Consider the following 17,864-nt stretch of genomic DNA (forward strand, 5'->3'; position numbering starts at 1 on the left):
GAGCGGATCGTTCGGGCGGCTTTCGTTCTTCGAGTTGTGCGCATCGAAGCTGAGCTTGAAGCGGTCGGTCACATTCCAGACCGCGTTCAGGCCGAGCGAACCCAGCTTGTACTTCTGCATGCTGCGCTGCTGCTCAAGGCCGAAATCCTTGGTGCCGGCGATTTCACGGATGTAGATCGGCGTGGCAACCGCACCGCTGGTATCGAATTCGACGTCGGTGTAGTTGCTGTTCTGCAGCCACATGCCCTGCTCGCCACGATTTTCAGTGATCTCGTTGGTCGAATAGGTGTAATCCAGGGTCAAGGTCACCGCATCGGTCGGCGCGAACTGCAGCACGGCCTGGCCGTTGATGCGCTCACGCTCGAATTCGGAGAAGGCATAGCGCAGGTCGTTCGGCCGCGCATACAGCGCACCGATCGCCGGCGCATTGACCACCCTCGGGTTGCCCGGCATCGCGCCGGTCCACGGCTGCACGTTCCAGTAGTTGTCGGTGGCCTGCACCGAACCGCCCTTGCGTTTCTGGTAGCTGGCGCTCACGCCCACGCCGAAGGTCTTGTCGGGATTGGCGTAACTGAAAATGCCGGACAGTTCCGGCGTCAGGTCGTCGCCGAACGGCTGGCTGCGGTCGGAGACGGCCTTCGCCCCGGCACTGGCGACGATGCCCTCGTGGTCGAACGGCCGGGAGGTCAGGATGTTGATGGTGGCACCGATGCCACCGCTGGGGACATTGGCCTGGCTGGTCTTGTAGACCTCGATGCCATTGATGGCTTCAGCGGCCAGCTGGGCGAAGTTGAAGGCACGGGTGCCGCCGTCGACACCACCGATGGCGACCTGCCCCGACGCACCGAACGCATCGGCGCCGGGCATCTGCCGCCCGTTGAGCGTCACCATGTTGAACTGAGGGCCGAAACCACGCGCCGTTACCTGTGCGCCCTCACCATCACGGCGCTCGATCGAGATGCCGGTGATGCGCTGCAGGGATTCGGCCAGGTTGGTATCGGGGAACTTGCCGATGTCCTCCGCACTGATCGCATCCACCACGCCGGCCGAATCACGCTTGATGTCCATGGCCTGGCTGAGGCTGTTGCGGATGCCGGTGACCTGCACGGTGTCCAGCTGTGTCGGGCTGGGCGGATTCTGCTGCCCGGCGACGGGTGCCGGTGTTGACGCCTCTTGTGCGAATGCGGGGTTGATGACCAGGACGCCACCGACAAAGGTGAACATGGCCCTGGAAGTGAACTTCGCCAGCGTCCGGCTCATCGACGAGCCCTCCGGCCTGGGGTACGACGGAAAGTAGCAGCGCTCATGACTCTCCCCTCTGACATACGATCGAATGGATGTACCGCCCCTCCTGGGGGCACGTACGGGCGACGCCCGTCTTCCACACCGAACATCGCAGTGCGCTTTGCACCCACTGCGACTCAAACTCGCTTTCAGACTTGCCGGAACAGCCGCGCGGTAAAGGGGGGGCATCCGCTGGCCTTACACCGGCCCAGTGGTAGCGCTACCATCGCGTCACGGCGCAGACTACTCATCCGCAATCGCGCTTGTCATCATGCAGCGCAGCAAAGGAATCCAGCCTTGAAAAACGGCCATAAAGCGGTCCGTCGAAAAGCAAGCGCCATCACCATCGATGACGTCGCTGCCCATGCCGGTGTTTCCGCCATGACGGTGTCACGCGTCATCAACGGCCATGCCGGGGTACGCGAAGGCAACCGCGAACGCGTCCTGCGCAGCGTACTGGCGCTGGACTACCGGCCCAACCCTGCTGCCTCCGCCCTGGCTGCGGCGCAGCACACCTGCATCGCCCTGATCTACACCAACCCCAGCTCCAGCTACCTGCGCGAACTGCTGGTCGGCGCGCTGCGCGGTTCCACCCGGTCGGCGGCGCAGCTGGTCATCGCTGCCTGGGATGAGCTGGGCGCCCCGGCGCGTCGCGAGGCGGCACGGCAACTCGCCACCACCGTGGCAGGCGTGATTCTTCCGCCGCCGCTGTGTGAATCGAAGGACATCGTCGAGGTATTCGTCAACGCGGGCATTCCCGTCGTCTCCATCGCCTCCAGCCGCTTCAGCGACAGGATCTCCTGCGTGCGCATCGACGACCGCCAGGCCAGCCATGACATGGTGTCGCACCTCATCGCCCACGGGCATACCCGCATCGGCTATATCAAGGGCGACCCGAACCAGACCGCCAGCGCGCACCGCTGGCAGGGCTACCGGGATGCACTGGCCAATGCCGGCATCGGCTACGACGACGCGCTCGTGCAACCCGGCTGCTTCACCTACCGTTCCGGACTGGAGGCAGCCGAACGGCTGCTGGCCCAGGTCCCGCCACCCAGTGCGATCTTCGCCAGCAACGATGACATGGCATCGGCGGTTGTTTCAGTGGCCCACCGCCGCGGCCTGCAGGTGCCGGGGGATCTTTCGGTGGTGGGCTTCGACGATACCTCCGCCGCGACCATGGTGTGGCCGGAACTGACCACCATCCATCAGCCGGTCGCAGAGATGGCGGACAACGCGATAGACATCCTGCTGCGGGAAATGCGCCGCCCCTCCTCTTCAAGGCGCGCCACCGTCAACCACGTACTTGCGCATCAGTTGATCACGCGCGCCTCGGTATCGACACCGCCGCTGTCCTCTGCACGCCGTGCATCCCGGATCGCAACGCGGCAGGCGCCGGACATCGATGGACAAGGGGGCTGAAGCACCCGCCGGGTCCCGGCCGGCCTACAGCCGACGCATCATCAGCTGGGCCGAGCCTGGGCACAGTTCGCTGAACTGCGTCGACGTAGCGATGAATCCCGGTGCTGCATCACGCGCGACACGCTCATAGCCAAGCTGCTCGAAGAACGGTGCTGCCGTGGTCGTGAGAAGGAACACGGTCCTGCCACCCGCCGCCTTGGCATGCTGCTGCAGTTCCACCACCAGTTGCCGCCCCAGGCCCCTGCCCTGCGACATCGGCTGGATCGCCAACGAGCGCAGGAGCACGACGTCGCGGCTCGATTCATAGCCCACGCAACCGAGCAGCTCTCCATTCAACGACGCTGCCAGAAAGGTGATCGGCCTGCCTGCACGCAGATCCTCCGTAGGCAGGCCGCTGGTCTCCAGCAGGGCCAGCACGTCGGCAGACAACGCTGTCTCCATCACTCGCATGCGGCAGCTCTCGCTTTGTTCCGGCCAGGCGACCTGCAGCGGCGACAGGGGCTCATCGCCCACTCCGCGCGGCGTGGGCGCGGTCGCTGGTAGACGCCGCCTGCTGGCAGGGAAGCGCAGTCTCCAGCGCTTCAATGACCAGAGATGCGGCATCCTGATGCAGTCGTTCGGCGGGTAGCTGCCGGATGTGCGAAGACACACGGTCGACCAGTTCATGGGGGAGAATATGTCCCTGGCCACACCACTGCCCTCGGCCTGTATCCGCAACGCCCTGGATGTAGGCGCCCGCGCGGGCGCTCGCCAGGTTCCGGCACTGATCGCCGCTGCAGAATCCGTCTTCACCCCTGCCCTGCAGGAGCTTGGCCAACTCTGCTCCGCTCACGAACCAGGTGCGCGTGACCGGCGATGTCTGCGCCAGCGCAGATCCGGCCAGCATGCAGAAGCAGAGCACAAGGGCGCCGGGCAAGCAGCGTGCTCTCCTGCTGACTGGATCCCTGCGGGTGCCTGTGCTTGTCATCTAGTTCTCCTGGGCCGCATGGCCGCGCTCCTGGATACGGTCGAACTGATTGCGTGGAGTGAACTGCGGGTCGTCCGCTCCGTCCAGCATGAACTCGACCATTGCATCGAAGGTCGCAGCGGTCTCGCCGGCCTGCGCCGGCGTCATGAAGCCCGAATCGCCCTTGCCGGCGAGGTGGACCGCGGCAACCGTCTCCCGCTCACCGTCCTCGGCCCATAGGTAGTCGTGCACCAGTGCCACGCCGTGCTCGCCAGGCTCAAGGAAATCGGCGGCGCCCCGCGCCATCGCCAGGAACACGACCAGATCATAGAGGTTCTCGGAATACGTCAGTGACCCTGCAACGAAGTACGCCCCGGCCCGATCGTAGGCCGCAACCTTGATGTTCTCCGCCTGCGCCGATTCCAGGAGGGCGGCCAACGCGGCGCGATTGTCCGCATGCCGGGCCAGCATTGCAGTGCAATCGGAGAGGAATTCACCCAGCTCCACATCACTGGACGCAGCCAGATCGACGCCGCCGGGCAGGCGCCACCGGCCGGCGATGGATCGCCAGTCATCCCACCTCGATGCTGCAGGCACCGGGGCCGCCAACCAGCGTGCAAGACGCTCGCGCGGCAGCTGCAGCCTGAGCAGGGCCGAATAGGGTTCGGACATGGCTCGCGCCCATTCTCTGATCTTCGACAGCTTGGCTTGTACCAAACAACATCAGCCAAGCCAACTGCCGCCAGCGGGCACGTGCTGTTAACGCTCCCGCATTATGCTGACCGCCTCATTGGACTTCCGCGAGGTGCACCCTTGACCAAGCTGCATACCCTGATGATCGCCGGCTGCCTGTCTGCCTTCAGCCCCTTGGCCCTGGCTGAAACCGTGAACCTGACCAACAGCGCCGACGGTGCCAACCGCGAGGCCGGCATTGCCGCGRTCAAGAAAAAACTCCACGACGCGTGTACCGATCGCAAGGGCTCGCCCGACGCAGCGTCGTTCGAAGTGGTCTTTGAGAAGACCAGCGACAACCCGAACGTACCCAAGCCGTATTACGTGGACGGCAAGATGAAGTGCGAGTTGCCGGGGTGAGAGCGCGATGTCACCGGCGGCCGTGCCGCCATTACCCCCGCGGCGGCTGCGCGCCGCCCGGGGGCTCGTGCCGGAATCCCTAGCGACGCAAGGCGTCGATGATCACGCCGGTGGCGATCTCCACCAGCAGGTATTCCGTATCCGACTGCCGCACCCACCGCTGACCGCGGCCGGGATCGCGCAGACGGTAATGCGCGTAGTCGTCCACCCAGTAGCGGCGGTCAACCTCGGCCCAGGGCAAGCGGTCACCGCGGCGCCATGCCTTTTTCTGCCAGCCCGGCGGGGGTGCGTCGCGGTTGTGGGGGCCGCCTGCGTGGGGCGGCGGTCCGTTGCCACGTGCATGGTGCGGCGGATCGGCCCAGGCAGGGGTAGCCACCAGGGTGATTGCAGCGCCCAGGGCAATGCCAAGCAAATGTCCGGTTTTCATGGGAATGCTCCCGGTCCAGCCGCGGTATGCGGTGTTGTGACCCGGAATATAGGGCAGCGCCTGTGAATGAATCCGTGCGCCCGACCGGACCCGATGGGCGCCCGCAAACCCGCGTTCAGCAATGCGGCGCCCTCACCCTCATTGCCGGCGACATGTACAGCGTCTGCAGGCGCTGGGGGCCCAATGGCCAGCTGTGGACGCTGCCGCAGTTCGTGGACGCTGCAGGCTATTCCCATCTGCACCCCTGTGACCCGCTGACGCCGCAAGCGCATGGCCGGGCCTTGCGGACGCACGGTGCGTGTCCGGACGGCCCTTGTCAGCAGGCCGCGCTATCGATCATGCGCGATCACCCTGCGGTCGGCCGCAGTAGCGGGCGAATTCCTGAAGAAAGGCCTCTGCCGGCGCGCGATTGACCGGTTGTCTTACAGCACTGGCAATGGCCTCCGGCTCCATCTTCATGAAAGGAAAGCGCAGGAACAGTTCCTCGTTGAAGCGGGAACTGATGGTCGACAGCACAAGCCGGAGAGACGCGAGCATGTCGTCGCCGCGATGCGAGGCGTGCACCAAGGCGATGGGCTTTGCAACCACAAGGTCGCCCGATACCAGCCAATCCATGGCGTTCTTCAGGCCGCCGGGAATGCCTCTTGCGTACTCGGGGCTTGAAATCAGGATGCCATCGCTGGCTTCAATGCAGTGCTTGAAGCGCACGACGCTGTCATGCAAGGGCAGATCTTCAAGGTCGGGAGAGAAAACGGGAAGTCCGCCGAGATCGGCGCAGGTCGTCAGCTCGATATCCGGCGGCGCGATTTCTTCCAGCGCCCTCAGCAATGCGGTGTTGGTGGACAGCCGGCGTGCACTACCGGATATGGCAAGGATCTTCATCCTGGCACGCTATCACAGCCGCCTGTCGCCGCGCCCGGCGATGGCCTGCAGCACCTCCCCGCACTTGGCAAACCACAGGTGATCGTCCAAAGTCCGGTGCTCATGCACGGATGCACGTAGCCAATGACACGACTGCTCATCATTGAAGACAACCCCGAGCTGGTTGCCAACCTTTACGCGTTCTTCGAGCCACTGGGCTACGTACTTGACGACGCACGGGATGGTGCCAGCGGCCTGCGCAGGGCAACGCAGAATGATTACGATGCCATCCTGCTGGACCTGATGCTGCCCCGTCTTGATGGCATGGCACTGTGCCAGACACTCCGCGAGAAGTTCCAGAACCCGGTTCCGATCCTGATGCTGACCGCCCGTGATCCGGTGGAAGACCGCGTGCAGGGGCTCGCGCTGGGTGCGGATGATTACCTGGTCAAGCCCTTTTCCCTGAAGGAGCTGGACGCGCGCATCAAGGCGCTGGTCCGCCGTGCCCAGGGCCGGCAGGTGCAGAGCGTGCTGGCTGACCAACACCTACGACAATACGCTGGTCTATACCGACCGGCTGCTGGGCAAGGCCATCGACCTGCTGCAGACCTATTCGGAGCAGCGTGACGTTGCACTGATCTATGTCTCCGATCACGGCGAGTCGCTTGGCGAGCGCGGCCTGCATCTGCACGGAACGCCCTACTTCATTGCGCCACGCGAGCAGACCCAGGTGCCGATGGTGATGTGGTTCTCCCCGGGCTTTGCAACCCATGCCCGCCTTGATCTGGCTGCCTGCGCYATGCTGCGGGCACCGGATCCTACAGCCACGACAATCTCTTCCACTCCCTGCTGGGACTGTTCGCTATCAGCAGCGGTATCTACCAGCCGGGACTGGATGTGTTCGCGAGCTGCCGCATTCCCTAGCGTACTGGCCGGTCACAGCGTCTCTGCCAGCCGCAGTACATCCATGGGAAACGCGGCGTAATCGTCGAGCGGGGCGCTGTGGCTCTCCCGCCGTTGAATCTGCCTTACCGCCACCACGCCCTTGTCGGGAACAATGACCAGGTGCTGGCCGAGATAGCCGTTGGCGGCGTATGCCACTACCGGCCCTCGGTCGATGTCGAAGATGTCGCCGAGCTYCAGTCCACGCCCAGTGATTTCCGCAGCGTAGCGCTGTGGCCAGCTCGGTCCCAGCCGTTCGGCCAGGAAGCTGATCAGCGCTGACTTGCTGTCAAATACCTGGCCGTCGGCGGCCAGCAGCGCGTCCAGCATCACGGCATCCATGCTGCGAGCGCTCAGAAGCGTGGCTGCACCGGCCTTCAATCGGTAGTGCTCCCATGCGGGGATGCGCCACCACAACAGGCCGACGTCGGGGGAACGCGCGCTTTCGGCGGTCATCAACGCTACCGAGCGTTCGCTCAGCAACCGCTTGCCGTCCGGGGTGACGCCGCCGTCCAGCATCAATCGTCCGATCGCTGCAAGATCAACCGCCGACAACGACAGTCCGGCCATGCCCATGGGCGTCCCGGCCTGGTCCTTCATCCATGCATGGCCGGTGATGCCAAGCGGCTTGAACAACCGTTCGTCCAGATAGACATCCAGTGGCTTGCCGGCAAGCCGCTGCACGATGTCCGGCAGAAGATTGGTCGCCTTGTTGTTGTAGGCGAAGGTGGTGCCTGGATCGCTGGACACCTCGGCCGCCAGCGCCAGCTTCACCAGATCCGGCGCGCCCTCCAGTTCCACCCCCGCGTTGGCCACGTTCTGCAGGCCGGAGGTGTGGTCCATCAACATCCGGATCGTGATGTCCCGCTTCCTGCCCTGGCGCCATTCCGGGTACACCGTGCTGACCGGTTCGTCGATGGATGCGAGCTTGCCGTCATCGAGCAGCAGCCCGATGGCCAGGGCGACGACGGACTTGGTCGCCGACATCAGGTGGATGCGGTCTTCACCGGCTGCCGGCGCGATCTGCAGCAGCACCCCGCGCCCGCTTTCAATGTAGACCGCGTCGGAATGCGCGTTGCGGGCATTCCGCTCTATCGCTGCCAAGGCATCAGGCGTGTTGGCTGCGGCCGCAAACGGGCGTAGCGCCAGGAAGAACAGGCAGGCAAGCAGAGGTGCTCTCATGGCAGGATCCTTCAATGGACACAGAGATAATGACTACATTTGTAGTCAATCTGCAGTGCATGAAGTCATGCTTCCTGGACTGAAATCGAGCGTGCGCTGAATGCCTGGTCGGGCCATGGCGAAAGCCGGATGGCCTTGAGGCGTCGACTCAATGTTCCCGGGGAGTCTTTCAGGCCTCCGGCAGCGTCATCCCATAGGCGCGCATGAAGAGCCCCACGGTTGCTTCACTCCCGGACACGGGCATCGCCCCATGAGGCAGGCCATGTTCTGTGAGGATGAGCCTGAGGAACTTCTCACTGTCACCCGGGTGGCTCGAGCGGACCGGGGCGCTCGCCATCGCTCGTGTCGCAAGGTCCAGATACGGTTCCAGTTTCGTGCTCCAGTGTTCCATGTAGACATCACGTGCATGATCAGAACGCGACAGCGTCCGGCAGAAGGCCTGGCATGGCGGGTCCGCTGCCAACCGTTCGATGCCGCCACTGATGCGCATCAGCACATCACCAAGATCCATTGCTCCGTGCGGGTCGAGCCGGGCATCCGGTATCGATGCCAGATGGCCGTCCATGACCGCCTTGTAGAGCCGCGCCTTGTCACGATAGTGCGCATAGATCGTGGCCTTGGTGACGCCACAGACCTCGGCAATACGCTTCATCGTCGCGTTCTCGAACCCTTCTTCAGCAAACACAGTGCCGGCGGCATCCAGCATCCAGCGCCGGCTCAACGCCCGTGCACCTTCCCAGCGCAGGGCGGTTTTGCTTGGGAAGCCGCTGGAGGCAGCCACGCTCACATGCGCCTGAACAGTGCACTGGCRTTGACGCCGCCAAAACCAAATCCATTGGTCAACGCGAACTCGATGCCAGCCTTGCGCGGCACGCCGGCGACGATCGAAAGCCCTTCGGCCAACGGATCGGGGCGGCCGAGGTTGAGTGTCGCTGGTGCGACCTGATCGCGCAAAGCAAGCACGGTAAAGATGGCTTCGATGCCGCCAGCTGCCCCGAGCAGGTGCCCGGTGCTGGACTTGGTGGCAGAGATCAGAAGATCTGGGCGGGCACCGAACAGGGCACGCATGGCCGCAAGCTCTGCCCGATCCCCCACCTGGGTCGAGGTTGCGTGCGCGTTGATGTGGTCGACCTGCCCGGCGGCAATGCCCGCCTGCGCCAGCGCGATCTCCATCGCCCTGCGCGCACCACTGCCGTCGTCGGGGCCCGCAGTCAGATGATACGCATCGGAGGTGGTGCCGTAGCCGACCAGCTCGGCCAGCGGGGTGGCGCCACGCGCCAGCGCATGATCCAGCCGCTCGATCACCAGCAGCCCTGCCCCTTCGGACATGACGAAGCCGTCCCGCTGCTCATCAAACGGCCGGGACGCTGCCTGTGGCGTGTCGTTGAACGACGTGCTCAGTGCCTTGGCCGCCGCAAAGCCGCCCAGGCTGACCCGATGCATCGCAGCTTCCGCGCCACCACACAGTGCAATGTCCGCATCGCCGGACCGGATGAGGCGCGCCGCATCACCAATGGCTTGGACGCCCGCCGCGCATGCCGTGACGGGTGCGCTCTGCGGCCCCTTGAACCCGTACCGGATCGACGCCTGCCCTGCCGCCATATTGGCCAGGAAGGTAGGCGCAGTGAAAGGCGACAACCGGCCAGGCCCACGGCTTTCGGTGGTGTGCACCGCATTGACGATGGATCCAAAGCCACCGATCCCCGTCGCAATCACGGTCGCCGTTCGCAGCAGGCCACGCTCATCAGCCTCACGCCACCCGGCCTGCGCAAGCGCTTCGTGGGCGGCTACCAGCGCAAACTCGACAAACCGGTCCATCTTCTTCAGATCTTTCGGCGCGATGATGTCGCTGGAGTCGAAGCCCGCCTCAGGATCCTGCACCCGGTCGGGCACGCGGCCGCCTACGTCGCAGCCCGTTCCGGCGGAAAGCGCATCGCCCAGCGGGCCAATTCCGGAACGTCCCGCCAGCAGGCGCGACCACACCGTTTCCACGCCGCAGCCCAGCGGGCTCACCACACCCATTCCGGTCACTACGATGCGATCTTTGTCGGCAATGTTCATGACTCACTTCCCATGTAAAAGAGATCCAAGCCACTTTCAGGCAACGCGGGTCTTGTCCGCTCGGACCTTGAACCAGATGGCATACATCGCCGGGAGGAAGACCAGCGTCATCACGGTGCCGGCGATGGTGCCGCCGATCAACGTGTAGGCAAGCGTTCCCCAGAACACCGAATGGGTCAGCGGAATGAAGGCCAGCACCGCTGCCAGGGAGGTCAGGATCACCGGGCGCGCCCGGTGAACCGTCGCCTCGATGATCGCGTGGAAGGTTTCCATCCCGGCTTCTTCGTTTTCGTGGATCTGACCGATAAGGATGAGCGTGTTGCGCATCAGGATGCCCGACAATGCAATCAGTCCAACCAGGGCGTTGATGCCAAACGGCTGCTGGAACAACAGCAGGGTCGGGACCACGCCGATCAGGCCGAGGGGGCTGGTCATGAAGACCATGATCATTGCGGAGATCGAGCGCACCTGCAGGATGATGATCAGCAAGGTGATCGCCAGCATGATCGGGAACAGCGGCAGCATGGCGCTCATCGCCTTGCCGGACTCTTCAATGGCGCCGGCCTGGGCAATGGCATACCCCTCGGGAAGCGAGGCGATGAGTGGCTGAAGCTGCCTGCTGATGGCCGCCGATACGTCCGGTGGCTGCAGGGCATCGTCGATATCACCGCGCACGGTGATGGTCGGCACGCGATCGCGCCGCCGCAGTACCGGCTCTTCCATGCGCACTTCGACAGCGCCGATCTGGGACAACGGCACGCGCTGGCCACCGACGCCRACCAAAGTGAAATCGGCAATGCGCGCCGGGTCCAGGCGCGTATCCCCGCCAGATCGGGCAACCACTTCGACGGTGCGGATGTCCTCACGAACGGCAGTGACCGGCACCCCGCTGAGGAAGAACTGCAACTGCTGCGAGACAGACGCAGAGGTCATGCCCATCGCCTGCAGGCGGTCCTGGTCCAACGTGAAGTGCAACGTTGGCGTGCGAACGCCCCAGTCGGTGTTCACGGTCCGCATCATCGGGCTGGCGTGCATGATCTGCTCCACCTTGGCCGCAATGCCCCGGATGACATCCGGATCCGGGCCACTGACCCGATAGGCCACCGGATAAGGCGAGTAAGGCCCGAACACCAGCTGCGTGACGCGCACGCGTGCTTCAGGCGCCAGTCCCTCCGCCACTGCCTGGCGGAGCCTTGCCTTCAGCGCGTCGCGCTGTTGCTGGCTGTCGGTGCGGACGACGATCTTGGCAAACGCGGGATCGGGGAGCTCCGGCGAAATGGCGAGGTAGAAGCGCGGCGCGCCCTGGCCGATGTAGGCCGTGACGATCTTCGACTCCTCCTGCGCGGACAGCCACTTCTCCACCTTCCTGGCCGCCAGGCTGGTCTGTTCGATGGCGGTGCCGTAGGGCATCTGTACCTCGACCAGTACCTCCGGGCGATCAGAGATGGGGAAGAACTGCTTCTTCACCAACCCCATGCCTGCCACCGAAAGCACGAACAGGCCGATCACCGAACCTGCGGCCAGCCACTTGCGCGCAATCACGCGCGCCAGGATTGACCGGAAGCGGTTGTAGCGCGGCGTATCGTAGAGACTGCTGTGGCCGCGCTCCACGGCCTTCAGTTCAGGCAGAAGCTTCACGCCAAGATAGGGCGTGAAGAACACCGCGACCACCCACGACACGATCAGCGCAATGCCGACGATCCAGAACATGTTGCTGGTGTATTCGCCGGCAGTTGAGCGGGCAAAGCCATTGGGCATGAAGCCCACGGCCGTGACCAGGGTGCCGGCCAGCATCGGCGCCGCCGTATGGCTCCAGGCATAGGCCGATGCCTTGATCCGGCTGTAGCCCTCTTCCATCTTCACCACCATCATTTCGATGGCAATGATCGCGTCATCGACCAGCAAGCCCAGCGCCAGGATCAGCGAACCGAGCGTGATGCGATCAAAGTTCTTTCCGGTGGCAGCCATCACCATGAACACCGCGGCCAGCGTCAACGGTACGGCAGCTGCCACCACGATGCCGACGCGCCAGCCCATGCTGACGAAGCACACCACCATCACCACCAGCAGTGCGACGAAGAACTTCATCATGAACTCGTCGACCGAGGCGCTGATGTTCACCGCCTGATCGGTGACTTTCTCCAAGGCCATCCCCACCGGCAGGCCGTCGTTGATCTTCTTGACCTCAGCGTCGAGCGAGGCGCCCAGATCCAGGCCGTTCCAGCCGTCGCGCATGACGATCCCGAGCAGCATGGCGGGCTCGCCCCCGTTGCGGATCATGAAGGTCGACGGATCTTCATAGCCGCGCTTGACGGTGGCGATGTCCTGCAGCTTCAGCGTCCTGCCCTGCGCAACGATGGGGGTATCCCGGATCTTCTGCAGCTGATCCAGCGCGCCGTCGAGGCGGATGAAAATCTGCGGGCCCTTGGCCTCCACGGAGCCGGCGGGCGTCAACGCGTTCTGCCCGTTCAGCGCGGCGAACACTGCCTGCGGCGTGATGCCCAGGTTGGCCAGACGTTGGTGGGAAAGCTCCACATAGATCCGCTCGGACTGCTCGCCGATGATATTGACCTTCTTTACCCCCGGGACATGCAGCAGGCGCTGGCGAAGGGTTTCGGCGTCACGTGCAAGCGCGCGGAACGGCTCGCCCTTGGCTTTCAACGCGAACAGCGCGAAGGTGACATCGGCGTATTCGTCATTGACCATTGGGCCGATGACACCTGCGGGCAGGTTTGCGGCTTCGTCGGCCATCTTCTTGCGCGCCTGGTAGAACTCTTCCTGCACCTCCGAAGGAGGCGTACCGTCCTGCAGGGTCAGCGTGGTGAAAGACAGGCCGGGACGCGTATATGTTTCGCTGCGGTCATACCAGCGCAGCTCCTGCAGGCGTTTTTCCAGCTTCTCGGCCACCTGGTCCTGCATCTCCGTGGGCGTGGCACCCGGCCACGCCGTGATCACTGTCATCACCTTGACAGTGAACGCCGGGTCCTCTGCGCGGCCCAGCTGGAAGAATGACACGATGCCGGCAACCGAGACCAGGAAGATCAGAAAGACGGTAATCGCGCGCTCGCGCACCGCAAGCGCCGACAGGTTGAACCCACTCACGGGTGGGCTCCCTTGCCAGCGGTGGTCGTGGCGGTATCGGCCAGRCGAACCACCTGCCCTTCGCGGAGCAGGTGCGCGCCCAGCGCGGCCACGCGGTCGGATGCACTCAACGCGCCCTCAACCAGGGCCTGGTCGTCACCCAATTGCTTGACCACTACCGGCGTCCAACGGGCTTTGAGTGGCTCGCCCCCGATGACCCAGACACCGGCCCCGTTGCCGGGATCGAACACCGCGCCCAATGGGACCTCAACGCCCCCCGCCCTGCCTGCAGCTGCGGTGCCTTCAACCGCTACCGCCACGGTGGATCCCAACGGCAATGCCGTGCTGCCGTCCTCCAGGGTGTAGCGGGCCTCAAAGGTGCGGGTTGCGGGGTCTGCCGATTCAGAGAGCACACGCAACCGTGCCGGAATCCTGCCACTTGCCCCGAACAGGGAAGCGGACGCTGCCGAGCCGATCTGCGGCCGAAGTGTCTCGGGCAGCTGGACGACGGCCTCGCGGCTGCCTGCACGGACAAGCCGGGCGACGATCTGCCCCGCTGCAACGACCTGGCCGGGCTCGGCCAGAATGTTCATGACCACCCCATCGGCATCGGCAACAAGTGCCGTGTACTGACTGGCATTGCGCGCGACACGGGCTTGGGCTTCGGCTGCCTTGAGCTGCGCGGACGCCGCGTCTGCGGCAGCCTTGATCTGATCGTAGGCCGACCGGGATACAACGCCCTTGGCCGCCAGGTCGCGATAGCGCGCCTCGTCCGCGGTGGCTTGCACATTCTGCGCACGGGCTGCGATGACGGCCTGCTGCTGGGACGCTGCGGCCAGGTTCAGATCGATGGGATCAATTCGATACAGCACGTCGCCGCGCTTGACCGTCTGCCCCGTCTCGACCAGGCGCTCGGTGATCTTGCCCCCCACCCGGAAGGCCAGATCGCTCTGCACCCGTGCGGCGACGATGCCAGTGAAGGTCCGCGCATTTCCCGTGTCCGGCTGCACCTGGGCGACCCGGACGATGGGCGGCGCGGTTCGGGGGTCGCTTTCACCCGTCCTGCTGCAGGCCACAAGGAGCAACGGAACAACACAGGAAATGGCTGGGAGTACAAAACGGCGACGCATGCGGCCTTCCGGAGTGGGGTGTCCGGACGCATTTTGTTCCTAGTGACTCATTTCGTCAATAGTCACTACCGGTGTGGCTGCAAGCTCCTGAGGACCAGCTCCTGCAAGGCTTTGGGCGCTTCTTCGTGCAAGGGCGCCAGGTGCGGCAGCGTCACCGGGTTCAGATAAGGAAGCAGGACCTGATAGACCGCGCGGCCGGTCTCTTCAAGTGATGTCCGGCTCTCGAACGCTCCGCAGGCACGTCCCTCCTTGATGATGTTTTCAACAAGCTGCCCGATCCGGTCTTGATACGCCTTCGCTGATGGCCATTGATCCGTCGCGGCGGCGACGGCGATTTCATACAGGCGCCGATCCTGCAGAAACAGGCGAAGACCGGCCTCCACAATGACGGTGAACAACACACGCAGCCTATCGTCAGGCGCTTGCACCCCCTGCAGGGCCTGACGAACCTCGCTTTCGATCTGACCGAGGCAATTGGCGCAGATCACCTCRCCAATGGCCTGCTTGGASKCRAARAACTTGTAGATGTAAGCCTTGGAAAAACCGATGGCTTTGGCAAGGTCGGACACCGTGGTCTTGTCGTAGCCGTAATGGCTGAAATGCGCGGTGGCGGCCACGATGATCTGGGTGCGCACGTCGTGCTCGGCGGGGCCGCGCCCGCCGTCGAGTGCTGCGGAGGTCGAAGTAGACATCGTGGAAGCGTAGCGCCGCGCCGTCACGCCGGCAAATGGTGACCGTTTGGGTATCGGTCCACCACCCGCCCGGCGGCTGTTTGATTTTCAGCTCCGGCAGAAGAGCAGGCAAGGCAAAGCGAAAGCAGCTGCCCAATGATCCTCGTCGCGCGCCTCATCAGCCTCATGCCTCTACGGCAACCGCCGAGCCGGATGTGGACGCAGCATCGGCGGCCGTGACATAGGCGAGCAATGCCGCGAACAGCAGCAAGCCCGCACTGGCCAGGAATGTGCAGGCGAAACCGGCACTGTCCAGCAGCAGGCCGCCAAGGCTGGAACCCAGCGCGATCGAGCACTGCACCACCGCTACCATCAGCCCGCCGCCCGCTTCAGCGTTGTTGGTGAACGTGYGTGCCAGCCAGCTCCACCAACCCACCGGCGCAGCCGTGGCCAGCAGACCCCATACCGAAAACAGTGCGGCCGTCGGCCAGAGTTGAGGCCCCAGCGCCACGAGCGCCGCGGCAATCACCGCCATCAGGATCGGGACGGCCACCAGTGTGCGATAAAGACCACGCCTGATGAATGCCCCGATCGCGAGCGTGCCCACAACGCCGCTTGCACCAATGGCCAGCAGCACCAGCGGAACGGCGGATTCCCCTGCACCCGTGACCTTTTCCAGGAACGGGCGCACATAGGTGAACAAGGCAAACTGCCCCATGAAGAAGATGCCGCACGCCGCCATTCCCAACATCACCACCCGCCGCCGCAACAGGGCCAGCACCCCGCCCCGGGATTGCCGTCGTTCTGCGGCCATGGAAGGAAGACACAGCCACTGCCATGCCAGCGCGATGGCGGCCACAGGCAGGAGGCACAGGAATGCCCCACGCCATCCGATCACGCCGCCAAGGTAGCTGCCCAAGGGGGCAGCCACTACCGTTGCCAGCGCGTTGCCGCCATTGAAGATCGCCAGTGCTCGCGGCACCCGCGCTGCTGGCACCAGCCGCATGGCCGTAGCCGCAGACAACGACCAGAAGCCACCGATCACCACGCCGATCAATGCCCGGCCCATCATGTAGATCGGGTAGCTGGGAGCCAATGCCACCACCACGCCGGATACCGCCATCAATGCGGTGAGCGTCAGCAGCACTGTCTTCCGGTTGATGCTCCCGGCCAAGCGGGAGATCGACAGGCTGGTCAGCACGGCGAAGGCACCAGAGATGGCAATCCCATACCCGGCCAGCCCTTCGCTCACGCCAAGGTCAGCCGCCAAGGGCGTAAGCAGGCTCACCGGCATGAATTCAGAGGCGATCAGTGCGAACACGCACAGCGTCATTGCCAGCACCCCGCCCCAGTTGGCCCGGTCGGACGTCGCGTCGTTGCTGCTCATTTCCCAGCCAGGCCTTGCTGGAAGAACGTCGCCAACCTTGCGAAGGGAATCAGGTCGGTGCGGTCATACAGGTCTACATGACCGGCATCCTTCACCCAGTAGAGCTCCTTCGGCTGCCCTGCCCTGCGGTACGCGTCCTCGCTGAACTCACGCGAGTGGGCGTGGTCGCCAGAGATGAACAGCATCGGTCTGGGCGAGATGGTCTCGATATCGTTGAAGGGGTAGAAATTGACGAACTTGACCAAGCTGCTGAACAGCGGCTGGGTGGTCAAGTCGCTGCGCTCGCCTTCGGCAGTGTAAGCGCCACGCGACGTGCGGTAGAAATCAAAGAACTCGCGCTGCACTTCGGACGTATCGGCCTCGAGCTTGTTCACGGTGCCAGGTACATGGACTGCCGGCCCGCCGTTGAACTCGACCAGACGCTGGTCCGTTGCAGCCTTGATCATCTGCCTGCGCTGCTCCAGCGATTGCGCGTGGTTCAGACCTTGGCGCGCGGCGGCGCCCATGTCATACATGCTGACCGTAGCGATTGCCTTGATGCGCGGGTCGATCTTGGCTGCGCTGATCACGAAACTGCCACTGCCACAGATACCCAGGCCACCAATCCGCTGCGGATCCACGAACGACTGCGTGCTCAGGAACTCCACCGCCGCGCTGACGTCGTCCGAATAGATTTCAGGCGACACCAGGTGCCGCGGGGTACCCGCGCTCTCTCCCCAGAAGGAAAGATCGATCGCCAACGTAACGAAACCCTGCTCAGCCAGCTTCTGCGCATACAGCTGTGAGCTCTGCTCCTTTACCGCGCCCATCGGGTGTCCGACCACCACGGCGGGTGCGCGGCCGCCATGCGTCAGGCCCTGAGGCCGGTACAGCGTCCCGACCACTTCCATCTGGTACTGGTTGCGGAAGCTGACGCGCTCGCCTTTTACGCTGGCGCTTCTGTAGAAATTGTCGGCGCCAGCGGTTCTTGTGGCCGCCGACGCCTCAGCGGACAAGGCCGACTGCGGAACGAAATGGCTGGCGATCAGTGCCAACAGCAGCGTGGTGGGTTTCATGTGCGGACGGCCTCAGTGGGGACTCAGGTCGCCACGATAGGCGCCGCCCGCTACCGCGATAAGCCGGCTGAAAGTTGATGCATTATTGAGTTGCGCTCACAATTGGCCCATGAACGGCGTGAAGACCAATGATCTGCAAGCCTTCCTGGTGGTGGCACAGGAGCAGAGCTTCACCAGGGCAGCTGTCCGCCTCGGTGTTACGCCCTCAGCGCTCAGCCATTCCATGCGGCTGCTGGAAGAGCGCCTGGGCATCCGCCTGCTGGCCCGGACCACGCGCAACGTCTCCCTGACCGAGGCGGGCGAGCGCCTGATGCGCTCCATTGCAC

At 64.2% G+C, this 17,864-nt stretch carries 19 protein-coding genes and 1 pseudogene; 5 read left to right on the plus strand and 15 right to left on the minus strand.

From position 1 onward, the window contains the following. Positions 1-1,260, minus strand: a 1,260-nt coding sequence (locus AC1DJN_RS12440) for a TonB-dependent receptor (protein ID WP_478039263.1), incomplete at its 3' end; no start/stop codon positions are given. 267 nt (positions 1,261-1,527) lie between these two features. Then, a complete protein-coding gene (locus tag AC1DJN_RS12445) occupies positions 1,528-1,650 on the minus strand; it encodes a hypothetical protein (protein ID WP_258954267.1) in 123 nt (40 codons plus the stop codon). 15 nt (positions 1,651-1,665) lie between these two features. Between AC1DJN_RS12445 and AC1DJN_RS12450 the strand changes: the two genes are divergently transcribed. After that, complete coding sequence (locus AC1DJN_RS12450; RefSeq protein ID WP_442251117.1) at positions 1,666-2,703, plus strand: LacI family DNA-binding transcriptional regulator; 1,038 nt, start codon at positions 1,666-1,668, stop codon at positions 2,701-2,703. A 24-nt stretch (positions 2,704-2,727) separates the two neighbouring features. Here AC1DJN_RS12450 and arsN2 read toward each other — a convergent pair whose 3' ends face one another. Genes arsN2 through AC1DJN_RS12465 form a run of 3 tightly spaced genes read right to left on the minus strand, consistent with a single transcriptional unit; the run spans position 2,728 to position 4,321 of the window. Then, positions 2,728-3,306, minus strand: a complete 579-nt coding sequence (arsN2, locus tag AC1DJN_RS12455; RefSeq protein WP_478027805.1) for an arsenic resistance N-acetyltransferase ArsN2 — start codon at positions 3,304-3,306, stop codon at positions 2,728-2,730. Beyond that, entirely contained in the window at positions 3,206-3,670 is a 465-nt protein-coding gene (locus AC1DJN_RS12460; protein WP_312965700.1) for a Rap1a/Tai family immunity protein, read from the minus strand. The genes arsN2 and AC1DJN_RS12460 overlap by 101 nt, the downstream gene beginning before the upstream one ends. Further along, complete coding sequence (locus AC1DJN_RS12465; RefSeq protein WP_312965701.1) at positions 3,671-4,321, minus strand: hypothetical protein; 651 nt, start codon at positions 4,319-4,321, stop codon at positions 3,671-3,673. It abuts the gene before it with no gap. Positions 4,322-4,462: 141 nt separating this feature from the next. Between AC1DJN_RS12465 and AC1DJN_RS12470 the strand changes: the two genes are divergently transcribed. Further along, positions 4,463-4,741 carry a hypothetical protein gene (locus AC1DJN_RS12470; protein ID WP_478039264.1) on the plus strand — a complete coding sequence of 93 codons (279 nt, stop codon included), beginning with the start codon at positions 4,463-4,465 and terminating at the stop codon, positions 4,739-4,741. A gap of 79 nt (positions 4,742-4,820) precedes the next feature. Here AC1DJN_RS12470 and AC1DJN_RS12475 read toward each other — a convergent pair whose 3' ends face one another. Both AC1DJN_RS12475 and AC1DJN_RS12480 read right to left on the minus strand, forming a co-directional pair. After that, positions 4,821-5,168: an RcnB family protein gene (locus AC1DJN_RS12475; RefSeq protein ID WP_263928844.1), complete on the minus strand. Its 348-nt coding sequence runs from the start codon at positions 5,166-5,168 to the stop codon at positions 4,821-4,823. 336 nt (positions 5,169-5,504) lie between these two features. Next, a complete protein-coding gene (locus AC1DJN_RS12480; protein WP_442251116.1) occupies positions 5,505-6,050 on the minus strand; it encodes an NADPH-dependent FMN reductase in 546 nt (181 codons plus the stop codon). 123 nt (positions 6,051-6,173) lie between these two features. Between AC1DJN_RS12480 and AC1DJN_RS12485 the strand changes: the two are divergent. Together AC1DJN_RS12485 and AC1DJN_RS12490 are read left to right on the plus strand one after the other, a co-directional pair. Beyond that, positions 6,174-6,581 (plus strand): annotated as a pseudogene (locus AC1DJN_RS12485) (response regulator transcription factor); the annotation flags it as partial. Further along, positions 6,532-7,014: a sulfatase-like hydrolase/transferase gene (locus AC1DJN_RS12490; RefSeq protein WP_442251115.1), complete on the plus strand. Its 483-nt coding sequence runs from the start codon at positions 6,532-6,534 to the stop codon at positions 7,012-7,014. The pseudogene AC1DJN_RS12485 and the gene AC1DJN_RS12490, both read left to right, overlap by 50 nt. On the opposite strand, the gene AC1DJN_RS12495 is transcribed toward AC1DJN_RS12490, so the two are convergent. The 8 genes from AC1DJN_RS12495 to AC1DJN_RS12530 form a co-directional block, all read right to left on the minus strand. After that, on the minus strand, positions 6,966-8,153 hold the full coding sequence (locus tag AC1DJN_RS12495; RefSeq protein WP_478039265.1) for a serine hydrolase domain-containing protein: 1,188 nt from the start codon (positions 8,151-8,153) through the stop codon (positions 6,966-6,968). The genes AC1DJN_RS12490 and AC1DJN_RS12495 overlap by 49 nt on opposite strands. Positions 8,154-8,322: 169 nt before the next feature. Beyond that, positions 8,323-8,934: a TetR/AcrR family transcriptional regulator gene (locus AC1DJN_RS12500; protein ID WP_442251113.1), complete on the minus strand. Its 612-nt coding sequence runs from the start codon at positions 8,932-8,934 to the stop codon at positions 8,323-8,325. A gap of 2 nt (positions 8,935-8,936) precedes the next feature. After that, complete coding sequence (fabF, locus tag AC1DJN_RS12505; protein ID WP_478013501.1) at positions 8,937-10,214, minus strand: beta-ketoacyl-ACP synthase II; 1,278 nt, start codon at positions 10,212-10,214, stop codon at positions 8,937-8,939. A 36-nt stretch (positions 10,215-10,250) separates the two neighbouring features. After that, positions 10,251-13,316 (minus strand): efflux RND transporter permease subunit, encoded by a 3,066-nt coding sequence (locus tag AC1DJN_RS12510; protein WP_442251111.1) that lies wholly within the window; start codon positions 13,314-13,316, stop codon positions 10,251-10,253. Next, on the minus strand, positions 13,313-14,425 hold the full coding sequence (locus tag AC1DJN_RS12515; protein ID WP_442251110.1) for an efflux RND transporter periplasmic adaptor subunit: 1,113 nt from the start codon (positions 14,423-14,425) through the stop codon (positions 13,313-13,315). The genes AC1DJN_RS12510 and AC1DJN_RS12515 overlap by 4 nt, the downstream gene beginning before the upstream one ends. A 65-nt stretch (positions 14,426-14,490) precedes the next feature. Then, positions 14,491-15,117: a TetR/AcrR family transcriptional regulator gene (locus AC1DJN_RS12520; RefSeq protein ID WP_478039266.1), complete on the minus strand. Its 627-nt coding sequence runs from the start codon at positions 15,115-15,117 to the stop codon at positions 14,491-14,493. A gap of 163 nt (positions 15,118-15,280) precedes the next feature. Continuing rightward, a complete protein-coding gene (locus tag AC1DJN_RS12525) occupies positions 15,281-16,483 on the minus strand; it encodes an MFS transporter (protein ID WP_478039267.1) in 1,203 nt (400 codons plus the stop codon). Continuing rightward, positions 16,480-17,517 (minus strand): alpha/beta hydrolase, encoded by a 1,038-nt coding sequence (locus tag AC1DJN_RS12530; RefSeq protein ID WP_442251107.1) that lies wholly within the window; start codon positions 17,515-17,517, stop codon positions 16,480-16,482. Before AC1DJN_RS12530 ends, AC1DJN_RS12525 begins: the two co-directional genes overlap by 4 nt. A 130-nt stretch (positions 17,518-17,647) precedes the next feature. On the opposite strand from AC1DJN_RS12530, the gene AC1DJN_RS12535 reads away from it, so the two are divergent. Then, on the plus strand, positions 17,648-17,864 hold a 217-nt coding region (locus AC1DJN_RS12535; RefSeq protein ID WP_478039268.1), incomplete at its 3' end, for a LysR family transcriptional regulator.

Source organism: Stenotrophomonas sp. 05L414_2 (assembly GCF_056397905.1).

Coding starts and splice junctions, on each gene's coding strand:
- AC1DJN_RS12445 (WP_258954267.1), bottom strand. CDS start 1,650: ATGGGCAGCGACGTCATCGATGGTGATGGCGCTTGCTTTTCGACGGAC.
- AC1DJN_RS12450 (WP_442251117.1), top strand. CDS start 1,666: ATGACGGTGTCACGCGTCATCAACGGCCATGCCGGGGTACGCGAAGGC.
- arsN2 (WP_478027805.1), bottom strand. CDS start 3,306: ATGCCGCATCTCTGGTCATTGAAGCGCTGGAGACTGCGCTTCCCTGCC.
- AC1DJN_RS12460 (WP_312965700.1), bottom strand. CDS start 3,670: ATGACAAGCACAGGCACCCGCAGGGATCCAGTCAGCAGGAGAGCACGC.
- AC1DJN_RS12465 (WP_312965701.1), bottom strand. CDS start 4,321: ATGTCCGAACCCTATTCGGCCCTGCTCAGGCTGCAGCTGCCGCGCGAG.
- AC1DJN_RS12475 (WP_263928844.1), bottom strand. CDS start 5,168: ATGAAAACCGGACATTTGCTTGGCATTGCCCTGGGCGCTGCAATCACC.
- AC1DJN_RS12480 (WP_442251116.1), bottom strand. CDS start 6,050: ATGAAGATCCTTGCCATATCCGGTAGTGCACGCCGGCTGTCCACCAAC.